This is a genomic window from Peribacillus sp. YIM B13472 (assembly GCF_042788005.1).
In the GTDB taxonomy this organism is placed as follows: domain Bacteria; phylum Bacillota; class Bacilli; order Bacillales; family DSM-1321; genus Peribacillus; species Peribacillus simplex_E.
This window is the reverse complement of sequence record NZ_JBHZPG010000052.1, coordinates 1-25,231: the sequence shown is the minus strand read 5'-3', so window position 1 is coordinate 25,231 and position 25,231 is coordinate 1. Positions and strand designations below refer to the sequence as shown.

Here is a 25,231-nt window from a genome sequence, read left to right as displayed (position 1 = left end):
AAGCGTTTACTCGTGAGTTTGTGCAATTTACTCGTGAGTTTGGAGCAAATACTCGTGAATTTGGTCGATTTACTCGTCGAATGCAGCAGCAAACTCGTGAATTAAGCCGATTTACTCGTAAGTGAGCATTACTCGTCGAATGCAGCAGCAAACTCGTGAATTATAAGCGTTTACTCGTGAGTTTGTGCAATTTACTCGTGAGTTTGGAGCAAATACTCGTGAATTTGGTCGATTTACTCGTGAAATGGGAGCAAATACTCGTGAGTTTGGGCGATTTACTCGTGAAATGGGAGCAAATACTCGTGAATTCGGGCAATTTACTCGTGAGTGGAGCATTACTCGTCGAATGCAGCAGCAAACTCGTGAATGATAAGCGTTACTCGTGAGTTTGTGCAATTTACTCGTGAAATGGGAGCAAATACTCGTGAATTTGGCCGATTTACTCGTGAAATGGGAGCAAATACTCGTGAGTTTGGCCGATTTACTCGTGAGTGGAGCATTACTCGTCGAATGCAGCAGAAAACTCGTGAATGATAAGCGTTTACTCGTGAGTTTGTGCAATTTACTCGTGAGTTTGGAGCAAATACTCGTGAGTTTGGCCGATTTACTCGTGAAAGGAGCATTACTCGTGAGTTTAGAGCGTTTACTCGTGAGTTTGTGCAATTTACTCGTGAAATGAGAGCAAATACTCGTGAATTAAGCCGATTTACTCGTGAGTTTGGAGCAAATACTCGTGAATTTGGCCGATTCACTCGTGAAAGGAGCATCTTCAAATTAGCCACTTAAATCACAAACCAAATCCTTCATTACTCGAGTGGTTTAGCCTCTAAACCGCCTGTGTTAAGGATGTGTACCTTTACGTTTATATCATGTAGTGAATCCTTATCTAAGTAATCCTTCGGCTCTTTTATATGATTTTTTTGCCAGTATTTTGTCTCTTTGATATAAAGGATTTTACCTAAGCTTAAAGGGTCTGCGTTCTTTTGAATCCCTGTCATGAATGTTGATTGAATTTCTTTTTTTATTTGGCTTTCGAATTTTCGTTTTATTTTATCAATATCCATTTGGGTATCAAGCCCTAGAATTTTACCTGAGACGTCAACGTCAATATCGAATTTGTACTTTCCATCCTTGAGAACAGGCTTTACTTGATGATGCGGATGGGAGAAAGATGCATAGATGTCTTGCTTATTCATGTTAATGTTTACGGGAGTTTTATTGGTCCTTTTAGTGAGCCAGCGTATGCCGCTCAGTTCCGTTTCAGAGAACCATGGCTGGGACACTTTATAATAAATGACAAATGCACCATCCATAAAGAGACTTTTTCTTTTTTTATCTTTTTCTTTCCATACTTTATCGTTCCAGGAAATGGAGGGTAGGATGGTTGTGGATGCTTTTTCCCGCTGATTGGAATAATACCTTTGGACCGTAATGGGTTGGATGAATGATCTGTTCCGGTAGACATCCTCTGGTAAATATAATGTCGTGTATAAAGGCGATAAATTAAAATAACCATTAATGGAGAATAGCTCATCCATGGAACTTTTTGTGGCAAAGATATTGGCTGAGTACCTAAGTAATTGGTTTCTGTATATATAATCCACTATTTCTGTACTTTGCTGCTTCAAAACATTTTCACTGATGACAAATGTGGAAACATGCCCTATATAGAGGGACTGTTGAGTATTGTGCATTAGTTTATTTACAGCGATTGAGATGGAACTGCCTTTTTGTTTTCCGACATATACGGGCGGGGCTTGAGTGGGTTTTGCCTCCGTTTTTGCAACCGCAGAGAAGTCCACAAGTTGCGTATAAACAATGTATTCCCCATCTTTGAAATCTATCCCGATGGCCGTTATATAATGAAAGTCCTGGATCGTTTTTTCATCCCAGCAGCCTGAAAGTAAGAGTATTAAAGGGATGGTTAATAATATTTTGCAGATGCGGAACATGGTCTTACTGCCCCTTTCTGGTCTTATCATTAGCAGCCAAGGATCGTTTGCTCAGGGAATTCCATGGCCTCATTATGAATGAATCCAGTAGTTTAGTGAATCTTGGTGGGTTTATTCCGCCAATATATGAAACCCCGAATGAATCAAGCCTGGATAGTAAAGTGACAATGGAAAGGAAACCGATTATCGTGCCGTAGATTCCATAAATGCAGCTTAGCAACAGCACAAACATACGCAGAATCGTTACGGCACCTGTTAAAGATTGGTTTACAAGAGTATAAGATGCCACAGAGGTTACGGCAGTAACCACAAGCATGGTTTGTGAGGTCAGTCCTGCCCTTATCGCGGCATCACCGACAATGAGGCCGCCTACAACGGCAACTGTCTGCCCAACCGCTTTAGGTAACCTGACTCCGGATTCTCGGAATAATTCAAACAAAATGAGCATGAGAATGAATTCCATTGTTGCTGATAAGGGAAGTCCAAGCCTTGAAAGGGTGATGGTGGCCAATAACGGAAACGGCACCTGTTCAATATTGAAAGCTGAAATGGATATCCAAAACCCCGGCAATAAAACGGTAATGCAAAGCCCCATGAAGCGAAGCAGTCGCTCAAGACTTACAAATAGATAAGGAAGATTCGAATCTTCTGCGGTTTTTATTTGCAATAATAATGTAGAAGGAGCCACGATTATGGTTGGCATTCCGTCCACGATTAGAATGAATCTTCCTTGATTGAGTGCTTCCACTACAAAATCAGGGCGACTTGTATAATGAGTGAGTGGAAATATACTATATTTACTATTTGATATCAATTCCTCCAATTGCTGGCTGCTCACCAATATATCAATATCAATGGAGTTAATCTTGGACCTCACATTTTTGACCAGTTCTTTATTGATGATGTCATCCATGTACATCAGTGCGACTTTCGTTTGACTGCGCCTGCCGACGATAAAGTCTTCATAGGCAAGCGATTTTGTTTTTAGCCGCTTTCTGATTAAAGCGGTATTCATGGATAAATCCTCGACAAATCCATCTCTTGGTCCTCTTACAGATACCTCGAAGGAAGACTCCTCAGGCTGCCTGTTCGGAACATTGGACAAATTTATTGAAAATAACTTTTGGGTTGATGGAATGAATAATAAGGCATTCCCGGAGAAAATCAGCTGTTGGACGCTATTGAATTCACTATCAATCGTCACTTTCTTCAAATCTATCAATGGTTTTAGCTTGTTGATTGCCTCTTCTTCATCGATTCTCTCATCCAATTCCATCATTTTGTTTAACTTTTCCAAAATCCCCTCGTTCAGTAAACTGATATCGGCCATACCCGAGCAATAAAAGATAAGGACAGGAATGGGTCTTTCGGTTTCTCCGATATAAATCGTGTCAAATATGATATCCGAGCTTGAACTGAATAACTCCCGAAATGTCTCCTCCTTTAATGCAGGCAGGGTTGGCTCATTTTTGGATCGTTTCATTCTCATGTCGTTTACCCTCCTTAGATCTAATGAACGTGCCGATAAACAAAAAGGCGGACAAAAGTAACAGGAAATAAAAAGCGCCAGGATAGTAGAATGTCTGACTTACATGCAAAAACTTGAAATTACTGAATGGGACGATGGAGATCCCGACCATGAGAAAGCCGACAGCGAAAAGAATTCCGACCTTTATTTTTTCCGTTTTCCTATTAAAGACTTCCGTTATTAAGAATAAGGCCAGTGAAACACGGATATAGGCACCAGCAAGCCATTGATAAATGGAAAAGAAATCTGTATGTTCGATATATTTTCCAATAGTCAGCAGCCGCCACTGTTCATAGGCAGGGTACCTCAAGGCTTCGGCTAAGGTCGGGCCGAATTCAGCGAGTGCTGCTGTTAATGGGCCCATAAGTAGAAACAATAAACCGATACATAAGAAAACCAATACTTTCCGACTGATCTTATCAGAAAGCTTTTCCTGAAAAAAAGCGATTAAAATCAGTTCGACAAGACCATAACCAGAATACTGCAAGGCCTTAACGCCATGAAAATAACCATTCTCGAAAAGGGGAAGGAGGTGGCTATAGTCTTTAGTCGGTATATTTCCGGTCGCAACGAAAATGCCAAGAATGATGACTATTGGCAATAATACAGAAGAGCAAATGGCGATGGAGCGCATACCTGAATGGGCAAGGAAGATGCATAGCAGCGTAAACGGAATGATAATGGCTAAACTTGGGGTTTCAAATAGAAAGCTCGTCGTGATCCAATCAATCGTTTCCTTGGTTGTTGCCAATACTAGGCTGATCAGATAAATCACGATAAAGAATAGTACGATATTTTTAATATGATTTCCAAATCTATATTCAAGCCAATCCGTAAGGGATTGATTATTCATATTCTTGATTATCCTCGATAATATGTAGACCCAAATCGGTATCAATCCAATAATAAGGATAGAAAAAAACCAAGAATCCCTTCCGCCGGTGGATAGAAGGAAAGGGATCATAATAACGTGATTAAGAAGGCCGATTGATAAAAAGAAGATGCTAAGGGTTTGTATCGAACTGATTTTCTTCAAGATGATCCTATCCCCATTTCCATTGTTTAAAGAGTGGATTGATGCACATGCCATTCTTTTGTTATGGTTGCTAAATGTGGAAATTGTATACGTGATAATGATTGGATTAATATTCCTGAGGATTAATGAAAGCATGAGCAGGCTTGCCAAACAAAGAATTGCCGGTAAAAAGGATTTGTCTCAATTAATAAAGAATATAGAATATATACTGGATGCTATTTTTATTGAACATCAAGGGGGAATGAAGTTGGATTTAAGATACCCGGTTGGAAAGTTTCAGTTTGACGGGGAATTTACAAGTGATGTAGCAAAGGGGTGGATCAACGAGATTGAAGCTTTGCCTCGGATGCTGCGGGAAGCGGTATGTAACATGAATGATGAACAGCTTGATACGGCTTATCGGCCTGGAGGATGGACGGTGCGTCAAGTGGTGCATCATGTTGCCGATAGTCATATGAATGCGTATATTCGCTTCAAATTGGCCCTTACGGAAGAAAGTCCGGTCATTAAACCGTACGAGGAGGCGCAATGGGCAGAGCTGCCTGATTATGATTTGCCGATTGAAGTTTCTCTATCACTAATCGAAAGTGTACATATCCGGATGTGCAAACTTTTATCGGGTCTTCATGCAGACGACATGGGCCGAACATTCATCCATCCTGATTCAGGAGAGGTGACAGTCGGTGAAAATATAGGCATTTATGCATGGCACGGACGCCATCATCTGGCTCATATTACTTCTTTATCAAAGCGCCAGGGATGGTGAATATGATTGTATCACCTGAAAGGTTGTGATTACTTTGAATGCTGAGTTGAAAATCGAACAATTAACATCACTCCGCGACCACATTAATGAACTTTCGGACCTTTTGATGCAGGTGGTGGAAGATGGCGCGTCCATTGGTTTTTTACCTCCCATGAAACGGTCTGAGGCCATTGATTACTGGGGTGGTGCCCTAAATCCTGATGTGATTCTGTTTGTCGCTAAATTACAGGGTGAGATCGTCGGGAGCGTACAGTTACATTTATGTTCAAAGCAAAACGGCGGCCATCGTGCGGAAATCGCAAAATTAATGACGCATCCTGGTTATAGACGAAATGGCATAGGACGTTCACTCATGCTAGAGGCTGAGAAGAGGGCCAAGCAGGAGGGACGGACACTATTGGTCCTGGATACAAGGGAAGGAGATCCTTCTAACTCCCTGTATACTTCATTGGGATATATTCAGGCAGGCAGGATTCCTGATTATGCGAAATCTGCAAATGGTGAATTCCATCCAACCATTTTTTATTATAAAAAAACGAATTGAATGGGGGAATGTATATGCAAGCTGTAATCGAAAAAGAAGGTAACGGGATTATTGCAAGATTCGATCGCCTGCTCAGTCATTCAGTGGAAAAGGTATGGAGTGCTTTAACGGAGAATGATAAGGTGGAAAAGTGGATGTCCAACCTGGAAATGAAGGACCTTCGAAAAGACGGGACCATTAAATTCAATTTCAATGATGGGTCAGGGGAATCTTTTGATATGAAAATAAGGGATTTCCGGGAATGTGCCGTTTTAGATTTTGATTGGGGTGACGGTTGGGTTCGTTTCGAGGTATCCCCTGAAAAGGATGGATGCTCATTAGTATTGAAAGAATCCATCACGCCGGTTAATGATCATACATCAAAGGATTTGGCAGGCTGGCATGTTTGCCTCGAAATGTTAAGTGATTTACTTGATGGTCATCATCAGGACTTCCCGATGGATGAATGGGAAATATGGCATAAGGAATATACGGCGCCGTCGAACGACTTGATGGATGAATGGAATGCACGTGAATAAATAAAACCGAAGTGATGCTACTGATATGAAGGAAGTTTTTTGTTGATTATTCCAGTTGCTGTCATGTTGAGATGACTGTAACTATTAAGAAATGGAGGTTTTCCTTGTGACATTTATCAGACTGCGTTTCCAATCTTTGAACCGTTAAATGAATACGTTCAAGGGCTCTGCATGTCCGCAGGGTAAATAAATGGGAATAGTCTGTCTACATAAACTTGAAATGGCGTTCGCTGCAGTCACCGGCATGAGCTTACGACTTGTGGAAAAATCAAAAACCATTTCCGATGTCACCGATTCAGGAAGAAACAAGATCCATTGAAAGCATCAATCAACAAAAAGAAATGGTAATTAAAGTGATAGAAGAAATCACAGCCGTATCACAGCAAACGACGGCTTCATCAGAAGAAATTGCATCATCGATGGAGGAACAAGCCGCTGCATCCAATGAACTTGCTCAATATACACAGCAGCTTACACCGTTAATAACTGATTTGGAGCACACGCTCGGGGAATTCCAGATAAAGAATTAGAGGAATGGAAAACATAACCGTTGCAAAAGGGGAGGCCACTAAGTGGTTTCCCCTTTTTTGTTGATTCTGCAGGGACTAAACCCTGATTCGTTGAACGAGGCTCACTAGAAGTACAAAAGTACAATTTAGAGGGGCGGGTCAAGTATCCACTCTTTTTTTACAAAGGGGAATAATATATAGGAATCGGACATGTAGAGTTTTTTTGTTGTCATACCATTAACGACGTTGGTAACACTGCTCCACCCAGGAATGCAGCCGCATCACTCTTTACCATTTTTCATTTTCCATTGCTGCATGTCCAAGATTTAATCCGAGTACAGAGATAGATAAGTTAACGACAGCCAATGGGAAAAATGTTTTTTTTGAAGCTTGCAATTATAAAACGGTGTACATGCCATAGTTTCATAGAAACGAGGGGAAGGCCATTTAAGCTTTCCCCTTATTTTCTTCTGCTAGATGATGGGTGATACCAACGGATTCGGATTCCTGATCAAAAATCCTTCGCCTTCGTAATCAATTTCCGTTTGATCTGTAAAATGGGAGTCCGATGGATCGATCAACATTTTTATATCATGTAAAACGAGTATTTCCTCATGCTCCTTTTTAGAGATTGCCAAGCTTAATGTATAGTTCATCTGGTTACAGCAAGGTCTGTTTATGCCAAACCTCAAATACGTTTCCCCTCCCAAACTATGCTGCATATCTTTAATTGCCTGCCGGGCTTTCTCTGTCATTTTTATCAAAATGTTCACTCCTACATCGTTATCCACTTCATAAATAGGGCAAGCCGTAGATGCACGGCTTTATCATGAACGGGATTCTTCTAATCTAACTTTACCCATTCTGCATAAAAAAATAAAATCCTCTAGGAATTCTTCTTCGTTTCCAACTTATCTCGGGTGGGGGTGTTTTATTGAATCCGACTATTGATTTTTTTGCAAAAAATAGGTTAAGGGTCTCATTAGGTTCGCCCGTAATATTGTTGTGATGAGCATTAAGGCGCATTCGCTTGGGTGGATGATAGGATAGAAGATTCATATGATGGGATTTACTTGAACATCGTAAATTTAAAAATATTTCAGCGTATAAAGGAAGGGTTAAAATGTTTAATGGAAAAATAAGCTGTATGATACTAACATTGGTATTCATGGTTAGTTTCACTTTTTTGCCAGGCTTAAAGGCCGAGGCTGCAGATCCTGTGCATACTGTAATCTCTGGCGAAACGGTAAAATCGATTGCCAAGACATATGATATATCGGCTGAGCAATTAATGAAAACGAATGGTTTACCGGATGATAAGTTATTTGCGGGCCAAAAGTTAACAATCATTCAAACGGCGTATACTCCTTCCAACTATCAATGGTCGGAGAGAGGAAAAAAAATTGCAAACTATGCGAAATCTTTTATAGGGTTTAAAAAGACAGCAGGAGAGGAGACGCCTGAAAAAGGGTTTGATTCGAGCGGATTGATTCATTGGGTGCTTTCCCAGCAAAATGTGCCGGTCGACCGTTTGACGGTAGATGGTTTTTATAAGCAAGGGATGGATACAGCCACTCCGAAAACTGGGGATATTATATTCTTTCTGGAAAAAGACAGTTTAAAAGTCGTGACTGCGGGTATTTATGTCGGCGAAAACCAATTTGTCAATTCTGGATATGGTGCAGAAACGGTTCAGGTGAGGTCCACTAAAGAAGATTACTTTGCAAAATACCAAGTGGCGTACAAAACATACACGCCTAAAGGAGAGCATATCGTCCAAACGGGAGAAACGCTTAAAAGCATATCGGAGAATTACAGCATTTCCATGAGTACGATCAAAAGTCGTAACGCGTTAAGTACGGATGAGTTGATGCAAGGGCAGTATCTTCAACTATACAGCAACCCGTTATATCCGTTTTATGTAAACCAGGAGGCTGCATATGATAAAGCATATGATGTCATCAAGTATGCATATACTTTACGCGGATTCACCTATGTTTTCGGGGGAGAAGATCCGATGATCGGAATGGATTGCAGCGGATTCATTTATTGGGTCATGAAGGAGCAGGGCCTTTCAGTAAAACGAGATTCCGCAGCGGATTACTTCTCATTGGTGCCCAAAATCGAAAATCCAAAGGCAGGTGATTTAGTATTTTTTAGCGACACAGGAACAAGGCTAGGTGTGACCCATGTAGGCATATATTTAGGTGATGGCCGTTTTCTCAATACAACGGAAAACACCGGCGTTCATATCTCCAATCTTTCGTCAGGTTATTTTGCCGAGAAATTCGAAAGCTTCGGTCAAGCTGAAAGCCTCATCGATTAAGAAGATCATACAATCTCTTTATATGCTAGAGTCGCTTTTTCAATGGCAGTAACGAACTTTTTAAAAAGATTACATGGATTAACCCTGTTCTTACTAGTAAAGTCATCACCTTTGAAAAAGCTTTTTCTAAGCTTCGTGGAAAGTTCCAATTGCACGCCTGCACCCGTCTTGGATGAGTTGGTGATATTGTTTCCTTTCATGCCTGAAAGGAGCTGCGGTGCATGATCAGTTTGAAATCCAGCTTTGTTGAGGCATTGCTGAATAAGGTTCTTATAGGGTTCGTTCCTTCCGCCAATGTAAACCAGTGCATTATGTACGTCGTAGTGGCCATGGATCGAAAGGGTGGTCTGAGCGTTCGCTGCCATTGAAACGCCGCCCGGTTCATTGAACAAGCAGGATGTTATATGGAGGACCTGGTTCCCCCTTGGTTTAAGACCTTCGAATAGATAGGTGCTTGCATAAAGTCTCTCTCCAAGTGCGGCTGCAATCTCGCTAGTTCCCGGTTCGATGTTCCCGCCGTGTATGGCTAGAATTGCGATATCAGGATTCCTGTGATGAACGATGATGCGGTAATCGAGTTCTTCTTGTTCATTTTGCTGCAGTTCAATAAAATCGGTATAGCTATTTTCATTCATGGTTATCCTCCGTATCTTGTAGGTATTTAATCTTCTATATCCGTTGACGGCAAAATAAAAAAAGCGGGGATGCCCCAGCTTTTTTTATTCTTCGACAGTCGTATACTGTTCTATTTTCTTTTGCTCTTCGGGTGTTAAAGTTTCTGTCTGTTTAAAGATATTCATGGTCACAAGCAGGGCTGCTATTAGAAAAACGGGTATAACCCAGCTTGTTATTTTTTTTACGATATTCATATTCTAAGTCCCCTTATACTTCGCTAAAATTCATATGATATTTAGAAAAGGAGGGGCTGGATTGCCCTATTATTGCCGGGCTTTCCAGCTTCCATTTCTTCTTTTATCCCCAGCTCCGGATACTTGTCCATTTTTCTCGTTTTTAACGAGTACTTGAACCCCGCCGTAATACATGGGGGAAATCTTCTGGATGACTTCATATCCTGAATCTTCCAAGTCCGATATTATTTCATTCGAAAGCCTGGATTCCGTATAAATCTTCTTTCCATCATAGACGAACCGATTACGGTCGATGATATCCTGAAATGAGCCTTCATTCTCTGTATAAGAATAAAGGACCTGCATCAATACTTGAGGAATCCTATCGCCGCCTGGTGAGCCAATCCCGATCGATTCCTGCCCTGGTTTCTTGAGAATGGTAGGAGCGGTGAACGTTCTTGACCGTTTATATGCCTCTTGGGCGTTCAAGCCGGACCGGAAATTTTTCAATTGATCGTTAAGGAAAAATCCATTCGTATAATCACCAGATCCGAAAAAGTTACTGAGCGTATTTGTTGCGGAAACGACAGTGCCATACTTGTCCATGATCACAAAGTGTGTCGTACTTTCATGTTCTTCGGAACCATTCGATTCTTTATCTTCCCATTTTTCACTTTTGATCTTATTTTTAAGATTGTCCAAGTGAATGGGGGAGAGCAATTTTTCCGCCTTAGAGTGACTTATTCCATCTCCAATATTGGCGGACCGATCTTGATAAGCGGTATTTGTAATGCCCCCCAAGACCTTCATATAAGCTGATTTGCTTGAAGAATCACCGAGGTTCATTTCCTCGGCGAGCTTTAACATTTCAAGAACGGTAATCCCGGAAAAGGGCGGAGGGGCGGTAAAAGCATCATAACCGGCAAATGTTCCTTGGACCGGCTTACGTTCTTTCACCTCATAGCGCTTTAAATCCATCAAGTCGATATCTGTTTCCCTTTTAATATCCCGTGCAATTTCCCCTTTATAAAAACCATCAGGACCTTCCTTTTGAATCTGCTTCAATGTTTCAGCAAGTCTTTCTTGGACAAGGGTTTTGCCTGGTTCAATGGCATCGCCATCAGGATAAAACAAGGATGTCCCATCGGAAGATATCCTTGGCTGAGCTGCGGCTAAGCGCGATGATAAATTCTCATCCACTTCAAACCCGCCTTCAGCCAAGTCGATCGCCGGCTGAAGAAGATCAGCCATTGGTACGCTCCCATACTTATCACTTATAACCTGCATGCCGGCCACTAAGCCAGGAATCCCTATATTGTGTCTTGAACTTGGGTCTTCCGGAGAGGATTCACGATAATCGATAAAATTGGGTTCGCCGGATTCCGGTGCAATCAGCATACCTCCGCCGCCACCCACGCCAGATCCATAAGGTTCAACTACACCTAATACATAGGATACCGCAATGGCGGCATCCGCCGCGGTTCCACCATTTTTTAATATATCCATCCCGACATCTATTGCGATTGGGTTTGAAGAACTGACCCCATATGATTGTTCCGTTTTACTCTCTATCGGATCATTCGTGTCAGAAATGGGGGGTGTCTTCGAACATCCAGCAATATATATGAGCATGCTAATGGAAATGAGCACTTTTCTCGTCATACGGTTAATCATCGATTATTCCCCCTTCTCGTTGAGCTTCCAAGTTGTTTCTCTTTTCACATAGTAGTATCCAATCGATCCTTACTGAATGGGCTGTATGTCCTGTTGTATAGCTTGTACTGCCTTTTTCTCTTGTGCAGCTTTCTTTTCCTTTGCTTCTTTCGCTGCTTTTGCTTCTTTTTCTTCTTGCTCACGTTGTGCCTTATGATCGATTACCTTCTTGTGATCCATGGTAATCTCGATGTGATCCTCTTTTTTCGACCATTGGGCTTTTTCACTTGTTTCCTTCGTCAACTGACGGTAAACACGTGATTTGTCGATTGAAGAGGTAGCTGGCCTTGGTGTTGCTTCTTCAATTTGCAGTGGAACGACATCGACCGTAGCTTTTCCGTCTTCCGCTAAATGGTATTGAACCATTGCTGAATCCTTCGTGCGTGTCCAGCCTTGATCGAATATGAAGTTTCCTAAGCTATAGAAAATGACTCCATCTTTATACACATCAAACGATTGAAGCACATGGGGGTGATGGCCGATGATGATATCAGCTCCCGCATCGATTATTGCTTTAGCCAAGTCTTTTTGACGAGCGGTTGTAGATGTTGAATACTCTATTCCCCAGTGAACATTCACCACAACCAAGTCTGCGTTGCCTTGCTTGGCATCCTTTGCTTTTTCAATCATTTCAAATAATAAATCAGGGTTGGTGTTCAATATCCCGGCTTTATTACTTTTTGGCACGGCATCCTTACCGTAAACATCTGTAAAGCCAAGTGTTGCGACACGGACGCCATTAACATCCGCATAGTCGATGCTATTTTTAGCTTCGGCAGTGTTCGATCCAACACCGACATAGTGCATATCCGCACTTTTGAATTCATCAATCGTATCAAGAAGTCCTTGTTCTTCATAGTCCATCATATGGTTATTGGCCAAATTCATTACTGAGAAGCCAGCATCTTTAACTGCTTCCACACTGCTAGCATTGGAGTTTAACCTGATGGCCGTGTCTGCTTCCTTGTAGTTGGATGCCTCTTCTTTTAAAACGGGATGTTCATAATTCCCACTGACATAGTCTGAAGCGGCAAAATAGGGTTTCATATAACGGAAGAGGTAATCATACCCGTGCTTTTCCGTCACTTCTTCAACATTACGTCCCATCATCACATCACCGACCATTGTCATCGTCAATGGTTGATCAGTTTTTGAAGCAGGTGTTTTCACTTCTTCAGCCCGTCCCATCCAAGTGGTAATGACTAAAGCGATTAGTAATATAGGTAGTATGATTCCAGTGTATTTAAGATTCTGTTTCTTCGTACGTTTAATAAAGATAAGTGTTTTTTCTTTTGCATTTAAAGTCCGTTTCATTTTTTGCACCTCAGAATAGGTAGTACACGTTCATTAAACCGAAAGTTAAGCCGGATAATAAAAGCGTGCTGCCAAGTGTCAATGGCATTCCTTGTCTTTGAATGGTATTCGCTATCAATCCGGGTACGATTATACCGATTCCCCGAAACTCGAATATTTCAAATGGCATGACGGGGTAGACCATGTCCAATAGGAGTTTCAGGCAAATCCCGGTCACCATCATGGCTGCGAATTTTCTTCTTCCATATAAAATCACCCATCTTGAAAGGCCGTGAGTGACGATTAAATAAGTTACGACACTAATGACCAAGATGACCAGCATGATTTCCCATTGATCAAATACTAATGCCAAATAACCTGGCACAATAAGTCCTGCGGGTACGACACCCGTCTTTTCTGAAAATATAAGGCTAAGCGTTACTCCCAGTACTAGGGCTACATATAAATCCGATCCAAACATTAAGGTTCCTCCTACTTAACTTGCTTTTTGCTTTGTTTTAGATTTCATGAATGCTTCAATTAATGGTTCCGCTGCACCGTGAATATTCCCGACACCGTAGACGATGCGATTTTTCATCAAGGGGCGGAGGCGGGCCACGATTTCTTCAGTTGACCAGTTTTCTAAATCCCAATATTCTTTTGTATCCAATTGACCTTGCTCGAATACCTTCGTGATTGGTGATGTGGTTTCACCAATGGCAATGACGATTTCAGATTTTATGTACGGCAATACATCTCTTGCGAACTGCTCGGTACGGTCCACACGGTCAGCCCGGCAATTCATGATGACGATAGGAGGTTCTGAGCTGTATCCGAACGTTTTGACACGATCCCAGATGTTCAGCGTCGATGCCGCGTCGTTTGCTGCAAAGCCATTTACAAAGAAAGTTGGCTGGATTGGATCTCCAAACCGGGTAATCCGCATGGCCCCTGGATCGGGATGCGCATTCAACATTCCGCGAAAAGCTGTTTTTTCATCAATGCCCAAAGCTTCCGCAACGGCCAAGGCCAGTGATGCATTATCAGGAAATACCATATAGTCGAATTCGCGTAGAAAATCTTCCGAAATTCTCGAATTGTCTGCAACGATCACTTTGGTGTTGCGTTCTTTGGCAATTTTTTTGAAAAAGTCCAAATATTCACTTTCGATGGTTATTAAGTGACCATTATAGGGTATGGTAGCAGTGAATGCTTCTGCAACCTCATCCATTGTAGGCCCCATGACATCCATATGGTCTTCCAATACATTCACGATGACCCCGATGTTTGCTTGGATCATTTTATTTTGGAAGATTAATTGATAGTCAGGCTGTACGGCCATACATTCACAAACCAGTGCTTCCGTGCCCAAATCGGCAACTTCTTTGACTACACGCCGCTGTTCTCCTATGTTAGGTCCTTCCGGGCGGCGTACAATCGGTTTTTCCTTATCGGTAAACCAATAGATCATTCTTGCTGATGTTCCGGTTGTTTTACCTACTGTTTTGTACTTAGCTTCCTGGATCACACCTGTAATTAGACGCGTTACAGTCGATTTCCCTCGAATCCCATTCACATTCACACGTACCGGGATGGAGTCGAGACGCTTCTGATGGCGTTTTTGTTCAAAAATGCCATAACCAAGCAAAAAGATCGCACAAATAAATATTGGTGCCATTTTTTTAACCTCTCTTTTTTTCAAATATTTGAATTACTGAATACACACTACATGATTTTAAACTTAATAGGCAAGAGTCAATTATTCTATCGTAATATAGTTATTATCAGCTTTTTCAAATAAATGTATATTGGAGTGTAATAGTATCTAATGGAATAAATTGTTTTATGAGTACAAAGGTATGGCTGGGAATCGAGGGAATCCCAGGTTTATTTACACTAAATTATGGAAAGTTTAATAAAGCCCCATTTTGGACAGAATCAAAGTCGTTTCATGAGCATTTGAACCTGATTCTTATTGGCTGTATTTGAATAATAATTTGTTTTTAAAAGTGACGTTTATTACAGTTTAATAATTGTTTATACCCATTATTCGACATAAATGTAACAATATTTATGCATTTGTCATTCAATATAAGAGTTTGTATCTAATGACTCAATTAGTTGAACTCTTTTGAATTTGGACAAAGATGAGTAAAAGAACACATCTCTTTTTTTTAGTATTTTCCTCGGGAATACCCATGGGTCTATAATTGCTCTTTTACCTGAAACATGAAATAAACTAAAGTTAATCCATTTTTTTTAAAAATACCTAGTTTCTTCTATAGATATAGTGTTTATAGAAGAATGCAAAATAAAAAAAGCTCAGAAGCATATCTGAGCTTTCGGTTTATATATTGTTAATGAATGGAATGGTCACGAATCTCCGTATATCATGGAGATTTAACGTTTGTGGGTCTTGAGCTACAGCATTGGCAGCTTATTATGGAAGGAATCTGGTTAACTGGATTTCTTTCTGTCAGAAATCTCAAGGTTGGACTCCTTTTTACCGCCATCAATCACATAAAATCTAGGAGCTAATCTCCTTCTTTTTCTTTGATTGTCAGGATTCATCTTCATATAATTTTCGTATTCTTTGCGAAAGAATTCTTCGGTTTCCCGTTCCAGTGCTTTTCTTTCGTTAAAATCAGTTATGAATTTGAAAAAACGTTTCATATGAATTCCTCCTTATGGGGTTAAAAGGTCTTAGTTTAATAGTAACATAACATTAGTGAAATTTAACCTTTTTTTACAGATTTGGAGTGGAAATCGTGTTTTTGTGTGAATAAAGTTGTGAACGATTTGATTCGAGAGAAAGCATGCAATGGATCCTTACTGAGTATAAGTGCCCGTGCATGGTGTTGAAAGGAAATGTCGAGATTTTTAGTAGCGGTTATTGGAAGTGATGGTTATTTAAGTTAAAATATTCCTTAAATCAATTATACACTAAATATTCTGAAAATAAAGGAAAATATTCACTTCCAGCCGCTTTTGATAGATTTGCTTTTTAATGGTTTATTATTGTGTATAGTTATTTATTCCCCGAATATACGAAAATGAAACAACCCATATAATGGGAGGGAAAAGCAATTTCCCGCATGCATGTGACGGGAAATTGCTAGTGTCATAATTGGAACTTCTTAACCTGTTCAGTCAGCAGTTCTGCCGAAGATGCAAGTTCACTGGCATGATTCGTGATTTCATCCATTGAAGAGCTGGATTGCTGAGCAGAGGCGGAGACTTGTTCGATTCCAGCCGCGGACTCTTCAGAAACGGCTGCGATATCTTCGATAGCCTGATTGATCCTTTGGCTATTTGTGGAGATATAGTTCAATTCGTCTGTAATATGCTGTATTTTCATTTCCATATTCCCGACAGAGTGATTGATTGTTTCAAAGGATTGGCCTGTGAGCGTGATCTGTTTCGTGCCTTCATCCACTTGTGTATAACCCTCTTCCAGGGAGTGGACGACTGTTTTTGAATCCGTTTGAATGGCGGAGACAATATTGGTGATATCCCCAACGGAGTGTGCGACCTCTTCAGCGAGTTTCCGCACTTCATTGGCGACGACGGCAAAGCCCTTGCCATGTTCACCAGCACGAGCGGCTTCTATGGCTGCATTCAGCGCCAATAGATTGGTTTGATTGGATATATCCTTGATGACCTGCACAAGCTGCGAAATTTGCTGCGATTGAGAATCAAGCCCTTTCACTTGCTCTACGGCATTTTTTACAATCCCATCAATACATTGCATTTGTTGGACCGAACTGCGCATTAAAGTGGTGCCCTCCTTGGTCAAGGAAAGGATTTCGGTTGAACTTTCTAGGCGGGCCAACTCGATCCTGCCGGTGAAATCATCCATCATGCGAACCATTTCAGCTGCCCGGTTGGCTTGTGACTCCGAACCTTCCGAAAGTTCATACATCGTAGTCGCTATTTGTTTGCTGCCCTGCTGCACTTCATTTGCTGCTTGAGTCAGATCCTCACTTTGGTTGGAAACGGATTCGACACAACGAGCATTTTTTCAATCGTATCACGAAGGTTTTTCTGCATTTGGTTGGCAGATACCGTTAATTCGCCCATTTCATCATATGACTTTTGCTCCAGAGGCTCATGATTCAGCTCTCCGTCAGCCACCAATTTCATCCTGTCCCTGATTTTGAGAAGGGGGGTGGTAATGAGATTGGCAGTCACAAGCGCCAGCAGAAGGCCGATAAGGACTGCCGCAATGGATATGATGATACTTGTCGTCTTAACCGATTTCCCGCTTGCGATGACGGTTTCGCCTGAAGCGACAATCAATTCCTCGCGTTCCGAAGCAAGCTCCTTGAAACCCTCCATTACTTCATTGCTGTTTGGCGCCACTTCATTTTTGAGTATCTCTTTCGCGCGTTCTTCATTTCCCTTTTCATATTGTGGAAATACCCGGTCTACAATCATCGTCCTCCAATCCACGCTTTTCTCGATCAATTCCTTCACAATATCAGAATCGCTTAAAGCGAGGAGGTCCTCCTGGATGACCTTGCTGTCTTCGGTATATTGTAAGAACCTTTCTTTATAAATCTCGTCACCATATAGAATATAGGCTCGGGCGAATGCAGTTCTTTGTGCTAGATTATATAGCAACTTTTCATCTTGGATAAGAAGCGGAAGTTCCTTTTCGATGATATCCTGGGAATATACCAGTGACTTGTTGCTGCTGTAAATGTTGAATGCTCCTAAGATGACACATAAAGATATGATGAGTGAAAATGCCGCCAATACCTTTCCTTTAATGCTTTTCAAATTAATGGACCCCTTTATCGATATTTTATTCACACTATTTTATCGGACGGATAATGGGTTATTTAAGCAGATGAGAATATAACCAAGTTTTCCGTTAGGTGTGATTTTCCATAATCCAAACATCTTGATTTCTTCTCGTTTTCAAGTTACTATTGACTTGGAAAAATATAATATTCCGCGTTATGGCGGAAGAGGTTCTAGCTACCCTCTCAAAAAAACTAAGGAGAAACAGTGCTCTATTCTTAGGGTGCTGTTTTTTTCCGTAAAAAGGAGTTTTATAGAAATGAAGAAGAAAGAAAAGGCAGTGGTAGTGTTTAGCGGAGGTCAGGACAGTACGACGTGCCTGTTCTGGGCATTGGAGAGATTTGAGGAAGTGGAAGCGGTGACGTTCGATTATAATCAGCGGCATAGCTTGGAAATCGAATGCGCTCAAAACATTGCCAAGGAATTGGGCGTGAACCATCATATCCTTGACATGTCGCTGCTGAACCAGCTGGCACCGAATGCACTGACAAGAAGTGATATTGCAGTGGCGGACGGAGAAGAAGGGGAATTGCCGTCGACGTTCGTACCAGGGAGGAATTTGCTGTTCCTTTCGTTTGCCGGAGTGCTGGCGAGTCAGATTGGCGCTAAACATATTGTCACCGGTGTCTGTGAAACGGATTTCAGCGGATATCCTGACTGCCGCGATGTATTCATTAAATCGTTGAATGTGACCTTGAACTTGTCGATGGACCAGTCATTCGTAATTGATACGCCGCTAATGTGGCTTAATAAAGAGGAAACATGGGAGCTTGCGGATCAGCTTGGCGCATTCGACTTTGTCCGCGAAAAGACCCTGACTTGCTATAACGGAATCATCTCCGACGGCTGTGGAGATTGTCCGGCATGTAATCTGCGGAAAAAAGGACTGGATGACTATGTAAGCAGACGGAAGGTGCTTTCATGATGTACGGTTTTACTATAGTGGATAAACTCCAAAAAATAGATGAAGATATTCAGCGCAGCCAATTGAAGTATACAAACAAGAGGGTTCTCGTGAGTAAGGAATTCACCTTTGACGCGGCGCACCATCTGCATGACTATGAAGGAAAATGCAAGAACCTGCACGGCCACACATATAAGGTCATTTTCGGATTGAGCGGGTATACGGATTCACGCGGTTTGATGATAGATTTCGGTGACATCAAGGATATATGGAAAAATGAAATTGAAATCCACCTGGATCATCGTTATTTGAATGAAACCCTGCCGCTCATGAATACAACAGCTGAAAATATGGTTGTCTGGATTTATGAAAAAATGGCCGAAGCCCTTTCATTAAAAGAATATGAGGGTGCTAGAGTCGAATTTGTTCGACTATACGAAACGCCGACAAGCTATGCCGAAGCCAGACGGGAGTGGATGGAAAGTGAGTAAACTCCCGGTTATGGAAATCTTCGGACCGACCATCCAAGGTGAGGGAATGGTCATTGGTCAAAAAACCATGTTCGTTCGGACGGCCGGCTGCGATTATTCATGTGCCTGGTGTGATTCCGCATTTACTTGGGATGGCACCGGTAAGGAAGATACCGTCCAAATGACTGCTGAAGAAATATGGGATGAGCTGAAGCGAATTGGGGGTTCCGGTTTTTCCTTCGTGACGATATCAGGCGGAAACCCGGCTCTGCTGAAGAACTTAAACGGCTTGATAGCGATCTTACATGAAAATAAAATGAAGATAGGTGTCGAAACACAAGGGAGCCGATGGCAGGATTGGTTTCTCGATATTGATGAACTGACGATTTCACCTAAGCCGCCGAGCTCTAGAATGAACACGGACTTTACGGTGCTCGACCAAATCATCTCGAACCTTGCCAATCGAAATCCTGAAAACCATGTTTCATTGAAAATTGTCGTCTTTAACGAGGAAGATTATCAATATGCCAAACATGTACATGGGCGTTACCCGGATATTCCTTTTTATTTGCAGGTCGGCAATGACGATAGCAGGACGGCTGATGATCGTCAATTGATCAGCGGTCTTTTGAAGAAGTACGAAGAGTTAATAGATAAAGTGATAGCAGATGATGAATTGAATGATGTGAAAGTGCTGCCCCAGCTGCATACCTATATATGGGGAAACAAGCGGGGTGTATAAAGAAACGTGACAAAAGGCAGTGTGATGGCGTATTCACACTGCCTTTTAAGTTTATTACAGCCTTTGAATGTGTGTAGCTTTGAAGGAAGATGTGTATTTAAGGCCATACCCAAATAAGCGATCCATTCCAATATGCGCAGTCCAAATTAAACCAATCATCAACAATGCATCCGACTTTAGAAAAATGGCAAGCAATAACATGAAGATGGACAGGGTATAAGTGTGAAATAGGTTATAAACCTTTGCTCCAATTCGATCATTGACCAGATAGGCCAGCATGGAAACATCAGGAGACAAAATCAATAACAGGAAAATCCACCAGCTGAATTCATAGAATGAATAGATGTAAATCACCGCTAAAAGAACCATGGGTCCTTCAATATGTAGGAATTTCTTTACCATTTTAACCCTCCCAAAAAAGTTTGTTTGACCAATGGTCAATAATGTTCGAAAAAATTATATGATGTTTCTGATGATATTTTTTACATGAAAATAAGCTAAGCCTTTTACATCTTCATAAGATAGTTCAGAATTAATATAAAAAGTGATGAATCCGTGAAGAGAAAGAAAAATCGACCATATGGATGCAGGATTCAATTTGTTGTCCGTTAGGTCCGTCAGGGACTGGATTAGCTTTTCGTATGTTTTATTAGAATCGAATTGAAGTAACTGCTGAATTTCTTTTTCCTTCGATAAAAACATGATGGAATAATGATTCTGTTGGGTTAAACCGAACTCCAAGAAGCACAATAAAATCTTTTCCATTTTTACAGAAGGGTCATTTTCCGACATGATGATATCATCGATTAAAGTATTTAAAACGGAAAAATCCGTTTTCACCAAACTATAAAATATTTCTGCTTTATTTTTAAAATGATAATAAATGGCTCCATGGCTGCAATCCAATGATTTAGCCAATTGCCTCATTGAGACATTCGAATACCCTAACGTTGCAAAAAGGTTTCTGGCTTCATTCAAGACCATGTCCCTGGACAATTCTTTACCTGCCGATTTCCTTGGCGACATCTTGTCACCCTCCTTATTTATTGACCACTGGTTAATAAGGAGGATATCTCATTGATTTGCAAATGTCAATTATTAGATTATATTATAAAGTACTGTTTTTTTAGGGAGACTTTTCCATTTAATGAACTGGAATTTCACCTATGTTGCAAAGGAGAGGATGCAGAATATTGCCTATGGAATATTCCCGGCAACCAGGTGTTTTCTAACCCATAGCAACTCAATGATATTTGAATTTACAGCTATTTTTAAAGGTGAAATCAGAGTAACAGAAAAAAGGAACCAACTATATATGCACTTGATGTATTTTAGTACCATTAATACCCTAATATGGTATCATGAGGGTATTGATAGAGCGTTGGAGGGGATGAATAAATGAAAAAGAAATTCGGTATTTTGGGATCAATTATCATAGTCTTGACCGGCCTTTTTTTATTCACTAAACCGTATAAAGATAAAACAAAACCTGTAGAAGAAATTTTTAAAGTGAATCAACCAGATCAGGTAATAATAAATGAAATGATAACGATAGAAGGAATTGATGAGGTCGATCCAGGTGATATCGATTTGAATGATGAAGAAGAAATAATAAAATTGGCAAAAAAGCAATATGAACAAAATGAAAAGGGGGAAATAATTTTTACAGAAAAAAATCAGTGAGATCACCTACCTGTAATGAGTAAACGAATGGGGGAGGCGGCAGTTATTGATAGTTTTGGATAGTATCTATGGGAAACACATTGTAGAGGGGGTTCTGGAAGAGCTGATTCTAAGCAAACCCGTCCAAAGGTTGAAGGGGATACATCAAGGCGGGGCAAGTTATTTAGTTAATGAGAAGTGGGATGTTACACGATTTGACCATTCACTTGGTGTGATGCTTTTAATTAAAGCGCTTGGAGGTTCATTGGAGGAACAAATCGCGGGCTTGCTGCATGACGTATCCCACACTGCATTCTCACATGTTATTGATTTCGTTCTGGATTGTAAGGATGAAGATTATCATGAAAAGATATATGATCATGTCATTATGGAATCCGAAATCCCATTTATACTGAAGAAGTATGGATATGATTGTGAAGTCATTGTTCAATCAAAATGGGAATTGCTTGAACAGCCAGCACCTGAGTTATGCGCCGATCGGGTAGATTATACTCTCCGGGATATGTATCAATATGGACATATCACACTGGAATCCGTTCAAGACTTTTTAGACCATGTCATCATAATAAATGGAAGGATGTATCTGGATAATATTGAATCGGCGGAATGGTTTGTGAAAACGTATTACAGCGAAGTTATTGATTTTTTCATGAACCCACTTAATATATATGGCTATGATGTATTGGCAAAGACCTTAAAATTGGCTTTGGCTAAAAACCTGATCAGCCTTGATGACTTACTCGGTACAGATGAAGAAGTCATGTCCTTGTTAAGCTCCACTGAAGACCATGAAGTGCAAAATCTGTTAAAACGGATCCATGGTAACGTAAAGGTGAAAGAAGATCAATTGGAATACGATTTACATCGGAAAAATAAAGTGCGCCTCATTGATCCTTTCGTTATTCAAGGAACCCAATTATTAAGAGCATCCAGTTTATCAGAAAAAGTCAAGAAAATGGGAATTGAAGCCTATAAAAAAGCTTCGAAGGGCATATATCTAAAAGTGATTTCCGATTGAATTTCATGTCAAACCATACGGAAAGTAAAAAACTCAAGGGTGATATGCATCCTTGAGTTTGATTAACAAATGCAGAATTAGGAAAGAAGGTAAGACTTATTAAAGGGACACAACATGCTTAAAAATCTTAAGTACCACCATTGTGCTGGGAGTTAGGCACGCCCAACTGCATTTTTAGTGATCTTTCTACATCTGAACCAGCAGCCTTTAAGAATTAAAATATTATTGATGCTCTCAAAGTATTAACCCCATTTTCTAAATAACCCTTTAAACATGTTAATGTATAAACCCAACCTTCTTTTTGTCCTATCATTTTATTTATCAATTCGGGGTCGTCCTCTTTCAAACCTGATTCATTCACTTCAATAATTGTACTCATTTTATCCAACTCTTTTAGTGTAATTGTAACAATCGTTTCTTGATCATTTCCTCCCCATGAGAACACGATTTTCCTATTTTCCTCGACTTCCAATACATTAATAACCACTTCAGCATCGTATTCGTTATATCTCAATGTAAGCGTCCTGCCTTGTTCCCATCTTTCAGAACTCGAGGAGAACCAGAAATTCCCGATTCTTTCTGGGTCCGCTATGGCTTCAAACACTTCATTGGTTGGTTTGTCTATTTTAAATTTCGTGATTATTTGCGTATCCATCACTATCAACTCTCTTTCTTTGTGTCTTTATAGTTTTCCACTACCACTTAATTATCCCGATCTACTGATATTGGCGGCAGGGTCCGTCCAGTTTCAAGCAAGCTCTTCAGGTTACTCAGAATCGCTGGCCATCCATTATTCAAGCCCTTAAAGGTATTATCATCATATACGAAATCCGTCTCCAAAAGCTCCTCATGCCTAAGCGTTAACTTCACAGTCGAATCATCCATAGGCTGCAGTATAAAAGTGACACAAGTAGGCTGCTCGCGAGGTGTTTCATCTCCTGCCATGTTCCATGTAAAAGAGAGCAGGTGCAGCGGCTCACACTTGAGTACTTTACCATGATCAGTAATACGCCCATCTTCCAGCAAATATTTAACGCTTGAGCCTTCTTGCCAGTCAGACTGGACTTGGCATCCAAAATGGTACATCTTCGTGACTTCACCGCTCGTCAGGGCTTCCCAAAGCTTTTCAGGTGTGGTCGCGATATAAATAACATGAACAAACGATGGTTTTTTCATTATCTTCTTCCTCCTCGCGTTTATACCTCATATCAAGATCGTAAAATTATTCTATCAATCATTGTCGGCTTTTCATATACAGTCGGTCAAGCAGTTTTCTGCGATAAAAATCGACAATATGGAAACTTCTTGATTTCCAATCGCTTTCAAGCTACGATAAATAAGGAAAATGATAATCCGCTCGGGCGGAAGAGGTTCTAGCTACCCTCTCAAAAAAACTAAGGAGAACAGTGCTCTTTCTTAGGGCGCTGTTTTTTCTGTATAAGGAGAATTAAGAAATGTTAAGAATTTTATTGTATTTAGTATCCATCATCACGGCGAATGTGGTTACAGCAGCATTTGAGCCATTGCATTTTGGCATGTTCATCATTCCGATGGGTACATTGCTCATTGGGGGAACCTTCATCTTTCGAGATCTGGTCCAGAATAAATTCGGCCGCGCGAAGACCTATATATGTATCGTCACTGCACTTATTTTATCTGCGTGTGTATCATTCTTATTAGGCGATACGTTATTGATCGTATTTGCTTCCGCAATATCGTTCGTGGTCGCAGAAACAGCGGATACGGAAATTTATACCCGTTTAAAACTCCCGATGAGTTGGAGGGTGTTTTACAGCGGAATCGTTGGAGGATTTTTCGATTCGGTGATATTTGTCGTAATTGGCCTAAGTCCATTAGGTGCCAATATATTGCCATGGGAAGCAGTACCCGCTGCGGTCATCGGCCAAATCATCGTTAAAACGATCATTCAGTCCATTGGTGCCGTACTGTTGGGACGAATCAACGTAGAATTGGAGAAACGTGTAATCTCCAGTTAAAGCTAGGAGGGATGCATTCGATGGATGGAACCAAAAAAGAAGAAGATAAATGCTATTGCCTCGAGGCCTTTCGTGAAAAATATGGCCCGCATGTTCAAGGGCAATGTATGAAGCTCTCCTGCGCCAATTATCGCAAGCATAAAGGACTAGACAAAAAAGGACCTAATTAGGTCCTTTTTTTGCGTGAACGGAGTAACTCGCGAGTAAACGGTGCGAAATCATGAATGCAGCACGAATTCACGAGTAAAAGTGCTGAATTCACGAGTATTTGCTCTAAACTCACGAGTAAACAGCCAAAACTCACGAGTAAACAGCCAAAACTCACGAGTAAAACTGCAAAACTCACGAGTAAACAGCCAACACTCACGAGTAAAACAGCAAAACTCACGAGTAAACGGTGCGAAACCATGTATGCAGTATGAATTCACGAGTAAAAGTGCTGAATTCACGAGTAAAACTGCAAAACTCACGAGTAAACAGCCAAAACTCACGAGTAAAACAGCAAAACTCACGAGTAAACGGTGCGAAATCATGAATGCAGCACGAATTCACGAGTAAAAGTGCTGAATTCACGAGTA

Annotated in this window: 34 protein-coding genes and 2 riboswitches; of the genes, 15 read left to right on the top strand and 19 right to left on the bottom strand. The window is 40.8% G+C overall.

The genetic code is table 11. The features are described from left to right. The first annotated feature begins 155 nt into the window (after positions 1-155). From ACFX4I_RS24915 to ACFX4I_RS24905, 3 genes are read left to right on the top strand one after another with little or no spacing between them, the layout of a single operon-like run. A complete protein-coding gene (locus ACFX4I_RS24915) occupies positions 156-386 on the top strand; it encodes a hypothetical protein (protein WP_377423786.1) in 231 nt (76 codons plus the stop codon). Then, positions 367-534, top strand: a complete 168-nt coding sequence (locus ACFX4I_RS24910) for a hypothetical protein (RefSeq protein WP_377423784.1) — start codon at positions 367-369, stop codon at positions 532-534. The genes ACFX4I_RS24915 and ACFX4I_RS24910 overlap by 20 nt, the downstream gene beginning before the upstream one ends. A gap of 21 nt (positions 535-555) precedes the next feature. Next, positions 556-786 (top strand): hypothetical protein, encoded by a 231-nt coding sequence (locus tag ACFX4I_RS24905; protein WP_377423781.1) that lies wholly within the window; start codon positions 556-558, stop codon positions 784-786. A gap of 20 nt (positions 787-806) precedes the next feature. On the opposite strand, the gene ACFX4I_RS24900 is transcribed toward ACFX4I_RS24905, so the two are convergent. From ACFX4I_RS24900 to ACFX4I_RS24890, 3 genes are read right to left on the bottom strand one after another with little or no spacing between them, the layout of a single operon-like run. Further along, complete coding sequence (locus ACFX4I_RS24900; protein WP_230300769.1) at positions 807-1,952, bottom strand: Ger(x)C family spore germination protein; 1,146 nt, start codon at positions 1,950-1,952, stop codon at positions 807-809. A gap of 4 nt (positions 1,953-1,956) precedes the next feature. After that, entirely contained in the window at positions 1,957-3,441 is a 1,485-nt protein-coding gene (locus ACFX4I_RS24895) for a spore germination protein (RefSeq protein ID WP_377423779.1), read from the bottom strand. Further along, positions 3,416-4,570, bottom strand: coding sequence for an endospore germination permease (locus ACFX4I_RS24890; protein ID WP_377423793.1), 1,155 nt, complete (start codon positions 4,568-4,570; stop codon positions 3,416-3,418). Before ACFX4I_RS24890 ends, ACFX4I_RS24895 begins: the two co-directional genes overlap by 26 nt. 187 nt (positions 4,571-4,757) lie before the next feature. Here ACFX4I_RS24890 and ACFX4I_RS24885 point away from each other — a divergent pair, with 187 nt between their 5' ends. The 4 genes from ACFX4I_RS24885 to ACFX4I_RS24870 all read left to right on the top strand — a co-directional run bounded on the left by ACFX4I_RS24885 (position 4,758) and on the right by ACFX4I_RS24870 (position 6,874). After that, the gene (locus tag ACFX4I_RS24885; RefSeq protein ID WP_377423791.1) at positions 4,758-5,282 is read left to right on the top strand and encodes a YfiT family bacillithiol transferase; all 525 of its coding nucleotides are present in this window, start codon (positions 4,758-4,760) and stop codon (positions 5,280-5,282) included. A 34-nt stretch (positions 5,283-5,316) separates the two neighbouring features. Beyond that, positions 5,317-5,826 (top strand): GNAT family N-acetyltransferase, encoded by a 510-nt coding sequence (locus tag ACFX4I_RS24880; protein ID WP_377423777.1) that lies wholly within the window; start codon positions 5,317-5,319, stop codon positions 5,824-5,826. A gap of 14 nt (positions 5,827-5,840) precedes the next feature. After that, positions 5,841-6,344, top strand: coding sequence for an SRPBCC family protein (locus tag ACFX4I_RS24875; RefSeq protein WP_377423774.1), 504 nt, complete (start codon positions 5,841-5,843; stop codon positions 6,342-6,344). Positions 6,345-6,601: 257 nt separating this feature from the next. Then, the gene (locus tag ACFX4I_RS24870; protein ID WP_377423772.1) at positions 6,602-6,874 is read left to right on the top strand and encodes a hypothetical protein; all 273 of its coding nucleotides are present in this window, start codon (positions 6,602-6,604) and stop codon (positions 6,872-6,874) included. 452 nt (positions 6,875-7,326) lie between these two features. Here ACFX4I_RS24870 and ACFX4I_RS24865 read toward each other — a convergent pair whose 3' ends face one another. Beyond that, positions 7,327-7,608, bottom strand: coding sequence for a HesB/IscA family protein (locus tag ACFX4I_RS24865; protein ID WP_377423789.1), 282 nt, complete (start codon positions 7,606-7,608; stop codon positions 7,327-7,329). Positions 7,609-7,976: 368 nt separating this feature from the next. Here ACFX4I_RS24865 and ACFX4I_RS24860 point away from each other — a divergent pair, with 368 nt between their 5' ends. Continuing rightward, complete coding sequence (locus tag ACFX4I_RS24860) at positions 7,977-9,179, top strand: C40 family peptidase (RefSeq protein ID WP_377423770.1); 1,203 nt, start codon at positions 7,977-7,979, stop codon at positions 9,177-9,179. Positions 9,180-9,184: 5 nt separating this feature from the next. On the opposite strand, the gene ACFX4I_RS24855 is transcribed toward ACFX4I_RS24860, so the two are convergent. The 9 genes from ACFX4I_RS24855 to ACFX4I_RS24815 form a co-directional block, all read right to left on the bottom strand. Then, a complete protein-coding gene (locus ACFX4I_RS24855; protein ID WP_377423768.1) occupies positions 9,185-9,814 on the bottom strand; it encodes a poly-gamma-glutamate hydrolase family protein in 630 nt (209 codons plus the stop codon). 84 nt (positions 9,815-9,898) lie between these two features. After that, a complete protein-coding gene (locus tag ACFX4I_RS24850) occupies positions 9,899-10,048 on the bottom strand; it encodes a CapE family protein (RefSeq protein ID WP_230300763.1) in 150 nt (49 codons plus the stop codon). Positions 10,049-10,117: 69 nt separating this feature from the next. Continuing rightward, positions 10,118-11,701, bottom strand: coding sequence for a gamma-glutamyltransferase family protein (locus tag ACFX4I_RS24845; RefSeq protein ID WP_377423765.1), 1,584 nt, complete (start codon positions 11,699-11,701; stop codon positions 10,118-10,120). Positions 11,702-11,770: 69 nt separating this feature from the next. Next, positions 11,771-13,054 carry a CapA family protein gene (locus ACFX4I_RS24840; RefSeq protein WP_377423763.1) on the bottom strand — a complete coding sequence of 428 codons (1,284 nt, stop codon included), beginning with the start codon at positions 13,052-13,054 and terminating at the stop codon, positions 11,771-11,773. Positions 13,055-13,064: 10 nt separating this feature from the next. After that, positions 13,065-13,514, bottom strand: a complete 450-nt coding sequence (gene pgsC / locus ACFX4I_RS24835; RefSeq protein WP_061464491.1) for a poly-gamma-glutamate biosynthesis protein PgsC — start codon at positions 13,512-13,514, stop codon at positions 13,065-13,067. Between the two features lie 15 nt (positions 13,515-13,529). Then, positions 13,530-14,711, bottom strand: coding sequence for a poly-gamma-glutamate synthase PgsB (pgsB, locus tag ACFX4I_RS24830; RefSeq protein WP_230300760.1), 1,182 nt, complete (start codon positions 14,709-14,711; stop codon positions 13,530-13,532). Positions 14,712-15,490: 779 nt separating this feature from the next. Continuing rightward, positions 15,491-15,706 carry a hypothetical protein gene (locus ACFX4I_RS24825; RefSeq protein ID WP_377423760.1) on the bottom strand — a complete coding sequence of 72 codons (216 nt, stop codon included), beginning with the start codon at positions 15,704-15,706 and terminating at the stop codon, positions 15,491-15,493. A gap of 448 nt (positions 15,707-16,154) precedes the next feature. Then, positions 16,155-16,988, bottom strand: a complete 834-nt coding sequence (locus ACFX4I_RS24820) for a methyl-accepting chemotaxis protein (RefSeq protein WP_377423758.1) — start codon at positions 16,986-16,988, stop codon at positions 16,155-16,157. 17 nt (positions 16,989-17,005) lie between these two features. Continuing rightward, a complete protein-coding gene (locus ACFX4I_RS24815) occupies positions 17,006-17,815 on the bottom strand; it encodes a HAMP domain-containing protein (protein ID WP_377423756.1) in 810 nt (269 codons plus the stop codon). Positions 17,816-18,000: 185 nt separating this feature from the next. Continuing rightward, positions 18,001-18,043: riboswitch (PreQ1 riboswitch) on the top strand. A 55-nt stretch (positions 18,044-18,098) separates the two neighbouring features. Here ACFX4I_RS24815 and queC point away from each other — a divergent pair. Genes queC through queE form a run of 3 tightly spaced genes read left to right on the top strand, consistent with a single transcriptional unit; the run spans position 18,099 to position 19,955 of the window. Further along, entirely contained in the window at positions 18,099-18,764 is a 666-nt protein-coding gene (gene queC / locus ACFX4I_RS24810) for a 7-cyano-7-deazaguanine synthase QueC (protein ID WP_034309401.1), read from the top strand. Next, positions 18,764-19,234 carry a 6-carboxytetrahydropterin synthase QueD gene (gene queD / locus ACFX4I_RS24805; protein ID WP_076366231.1) on the top strand — a complete coding sequence of 157 codons (471 nt, stop codon included), beginning with the start codon at positions 18,764-18,766 and terminating at the stop codon, positions 19,232-19,234. The genes queC and queD overlap by 1 nt, the downstream gene beginning before the upstream one ends. Next, entirely contained in the window at positions 19,227-19,955 is a 729-nt protein-coding gene (gene queE / locus ACFX4I_RS24800; RefSeq protein ID WP_230300756.1) for a 7-carboxy-7-deazaguanine synthase QueE, read from the top strand. The genes queD and queE overlap by 8 nt, the downstream gene beginning before the upstream one ends. Positions 19,956-20,009: 54 nt before the next feature. Here queE and ACFX4I_RS24795 read toward each other — a convergent pair whose 3' ends face one another. Both ACFX4I_RS24795 and ACFX4I_RS24790 read right to left on the bottom strand, forming a co-directional pair. Beyond that, positions 20,010-20,357, bottom strand: coding sequence for a DUF4260 domain-containing protein (locus ACFX4I_RS24795; RefSeq protein WP_377423753.1), 348 nt, complete (start codon positions 20,355-20,357; stop codon positions 20,010-20,012). Between the two features lie 54 nt (positions 20,358-20,411). Then, positions 20,412-20,981: a TetR/AcrR family transcriptional regulator gene (locus tag ACFX4I_RS24790; protein ID WP_230300754.1), complete on the bottom strand. Its 570-nt coding sequence runs from the start codon at positions 20,979-20,981 to the stop codon at positions 20,412-20,414. A 372-nt stretch (positions 20,982-21,353) separates the two neighbouring features. Here ACFX4I_RS24790 and ACFX4I_RS24785 point away from each other — a divergent pair, with 372 nt between their 5' ends. Beyond that, positions 21,354-21,638 (top strand): hypothetical protein, encoded by a 285-nt coding sequence (locus tag ACFX4I_RS24785; protein ID WP_377423750.1) that lies wholly within the window; start codon positions 21,354-21,356, stop codon positions 21,636-21,638. 46 nt (positions 21,639-21,684) lie between these two features. Continuing rightward, on the top strand, positions 21,685-22,656 hold the full coding sequence (locus tag ACFX4I_RS24780; RefSeq protein ID WP_377423747.1) for an HD domain-containing protein: 972 nt from the start codon (positions 21,685-21,687) through the stop codon (positions 22,654-22,656). A gap of 214 nt (positions 22,657-22,870) precedes the next feature. Here the strand turns inward: ACFX4I_RS24780 and ACFX4I_RS24775 are convergent, their stop codons facing one another. Together ACFX4I_RS24775 and ACFX4I_RS24770 are read right to left on the bottom strand one after the other, a co-directional pair. Next, positions 22,871-23,311 carry an SRPBCC family protein gene (locus ACFX4I_RS24775; protein WP_283932069.1) on the bottom strand — a complete coding sequence of 147 codons (441 nt, stop codon included), beginning with the start codon at positions 23,309-23,311 and terminating at the stop codon, positions 22,871-22,873. Between the two features lie 47 nt (positions 23,312-23,358). Next, positions 23,359-23,832, bottom strand: coding sequence for an SRPBCC family protein (locus tag ACFX4I_RS24770; protein WP_377423744.1), 474 nt, complete (start codon positions 23,830-23,832; stop codon positions 23,359-23,361). A 185-nt stretch (positions 23,833-24,017) separates the two neighbouring features. Beyond that, a riboswitch (PreQ1 riboswitch) is annotated at positions 24,018-24,060 on the top strand. A gap of 50 nt (positions 24,061-24,110) precedes the next feature. On the opposite strand from ACFX4I_RS24770, the gene ACFX4I_RS24765 reads away from it, so the two are divergent. Further along, positions 24,111-24,653 (top strand): VUT family protein, encoded by a 543-nt coding sequence (locus ACFX4I_RS24765; RefSeq protein ID WP_377423742.1) that lies wholly within the window; start codon positions 24,111-24,113, stop codon positions 24,651-24,653. A 20-nt stretch (positions 24,654-24,673) separates the two neighbouring features. Then, complete coding sequence (locus ACFX4I_RS24760) at positions 24,674-24,823, top strand: hypothetical protein (RefSeq protein WP_283932067.1); 150 nt, start codon at positions 24,674-24,676, stop codon at positions 24,821-24,823. Positions 24,824-24,871: 48 nt separating this feature from the next. On the opposite strand, the gene ACFX4I_RS24755 is transcribed toward ACFX4I_RS24760, so the two are convergent. After that, a complete protein-coding gene (locus ACFX4I_RS24755; protein WP_377423739.1) occupies positions 24,872-25,102 on the bottom strand; it encodes a hypothetical protein in 231 nt (76 codons plus the stop codon). Beyond that, the coding region (locus ACFX4I_RS24750) for a hypothetical protein (RefSeq protein ID WP_377423737.1) at positions 25,038-25,231 on the bottom strand (194 nt) is incomplete at its 5' end. The genes ACFX4I_RS24750 and ACFX4I_RS24755, both read right to left, overlap by 65 nt.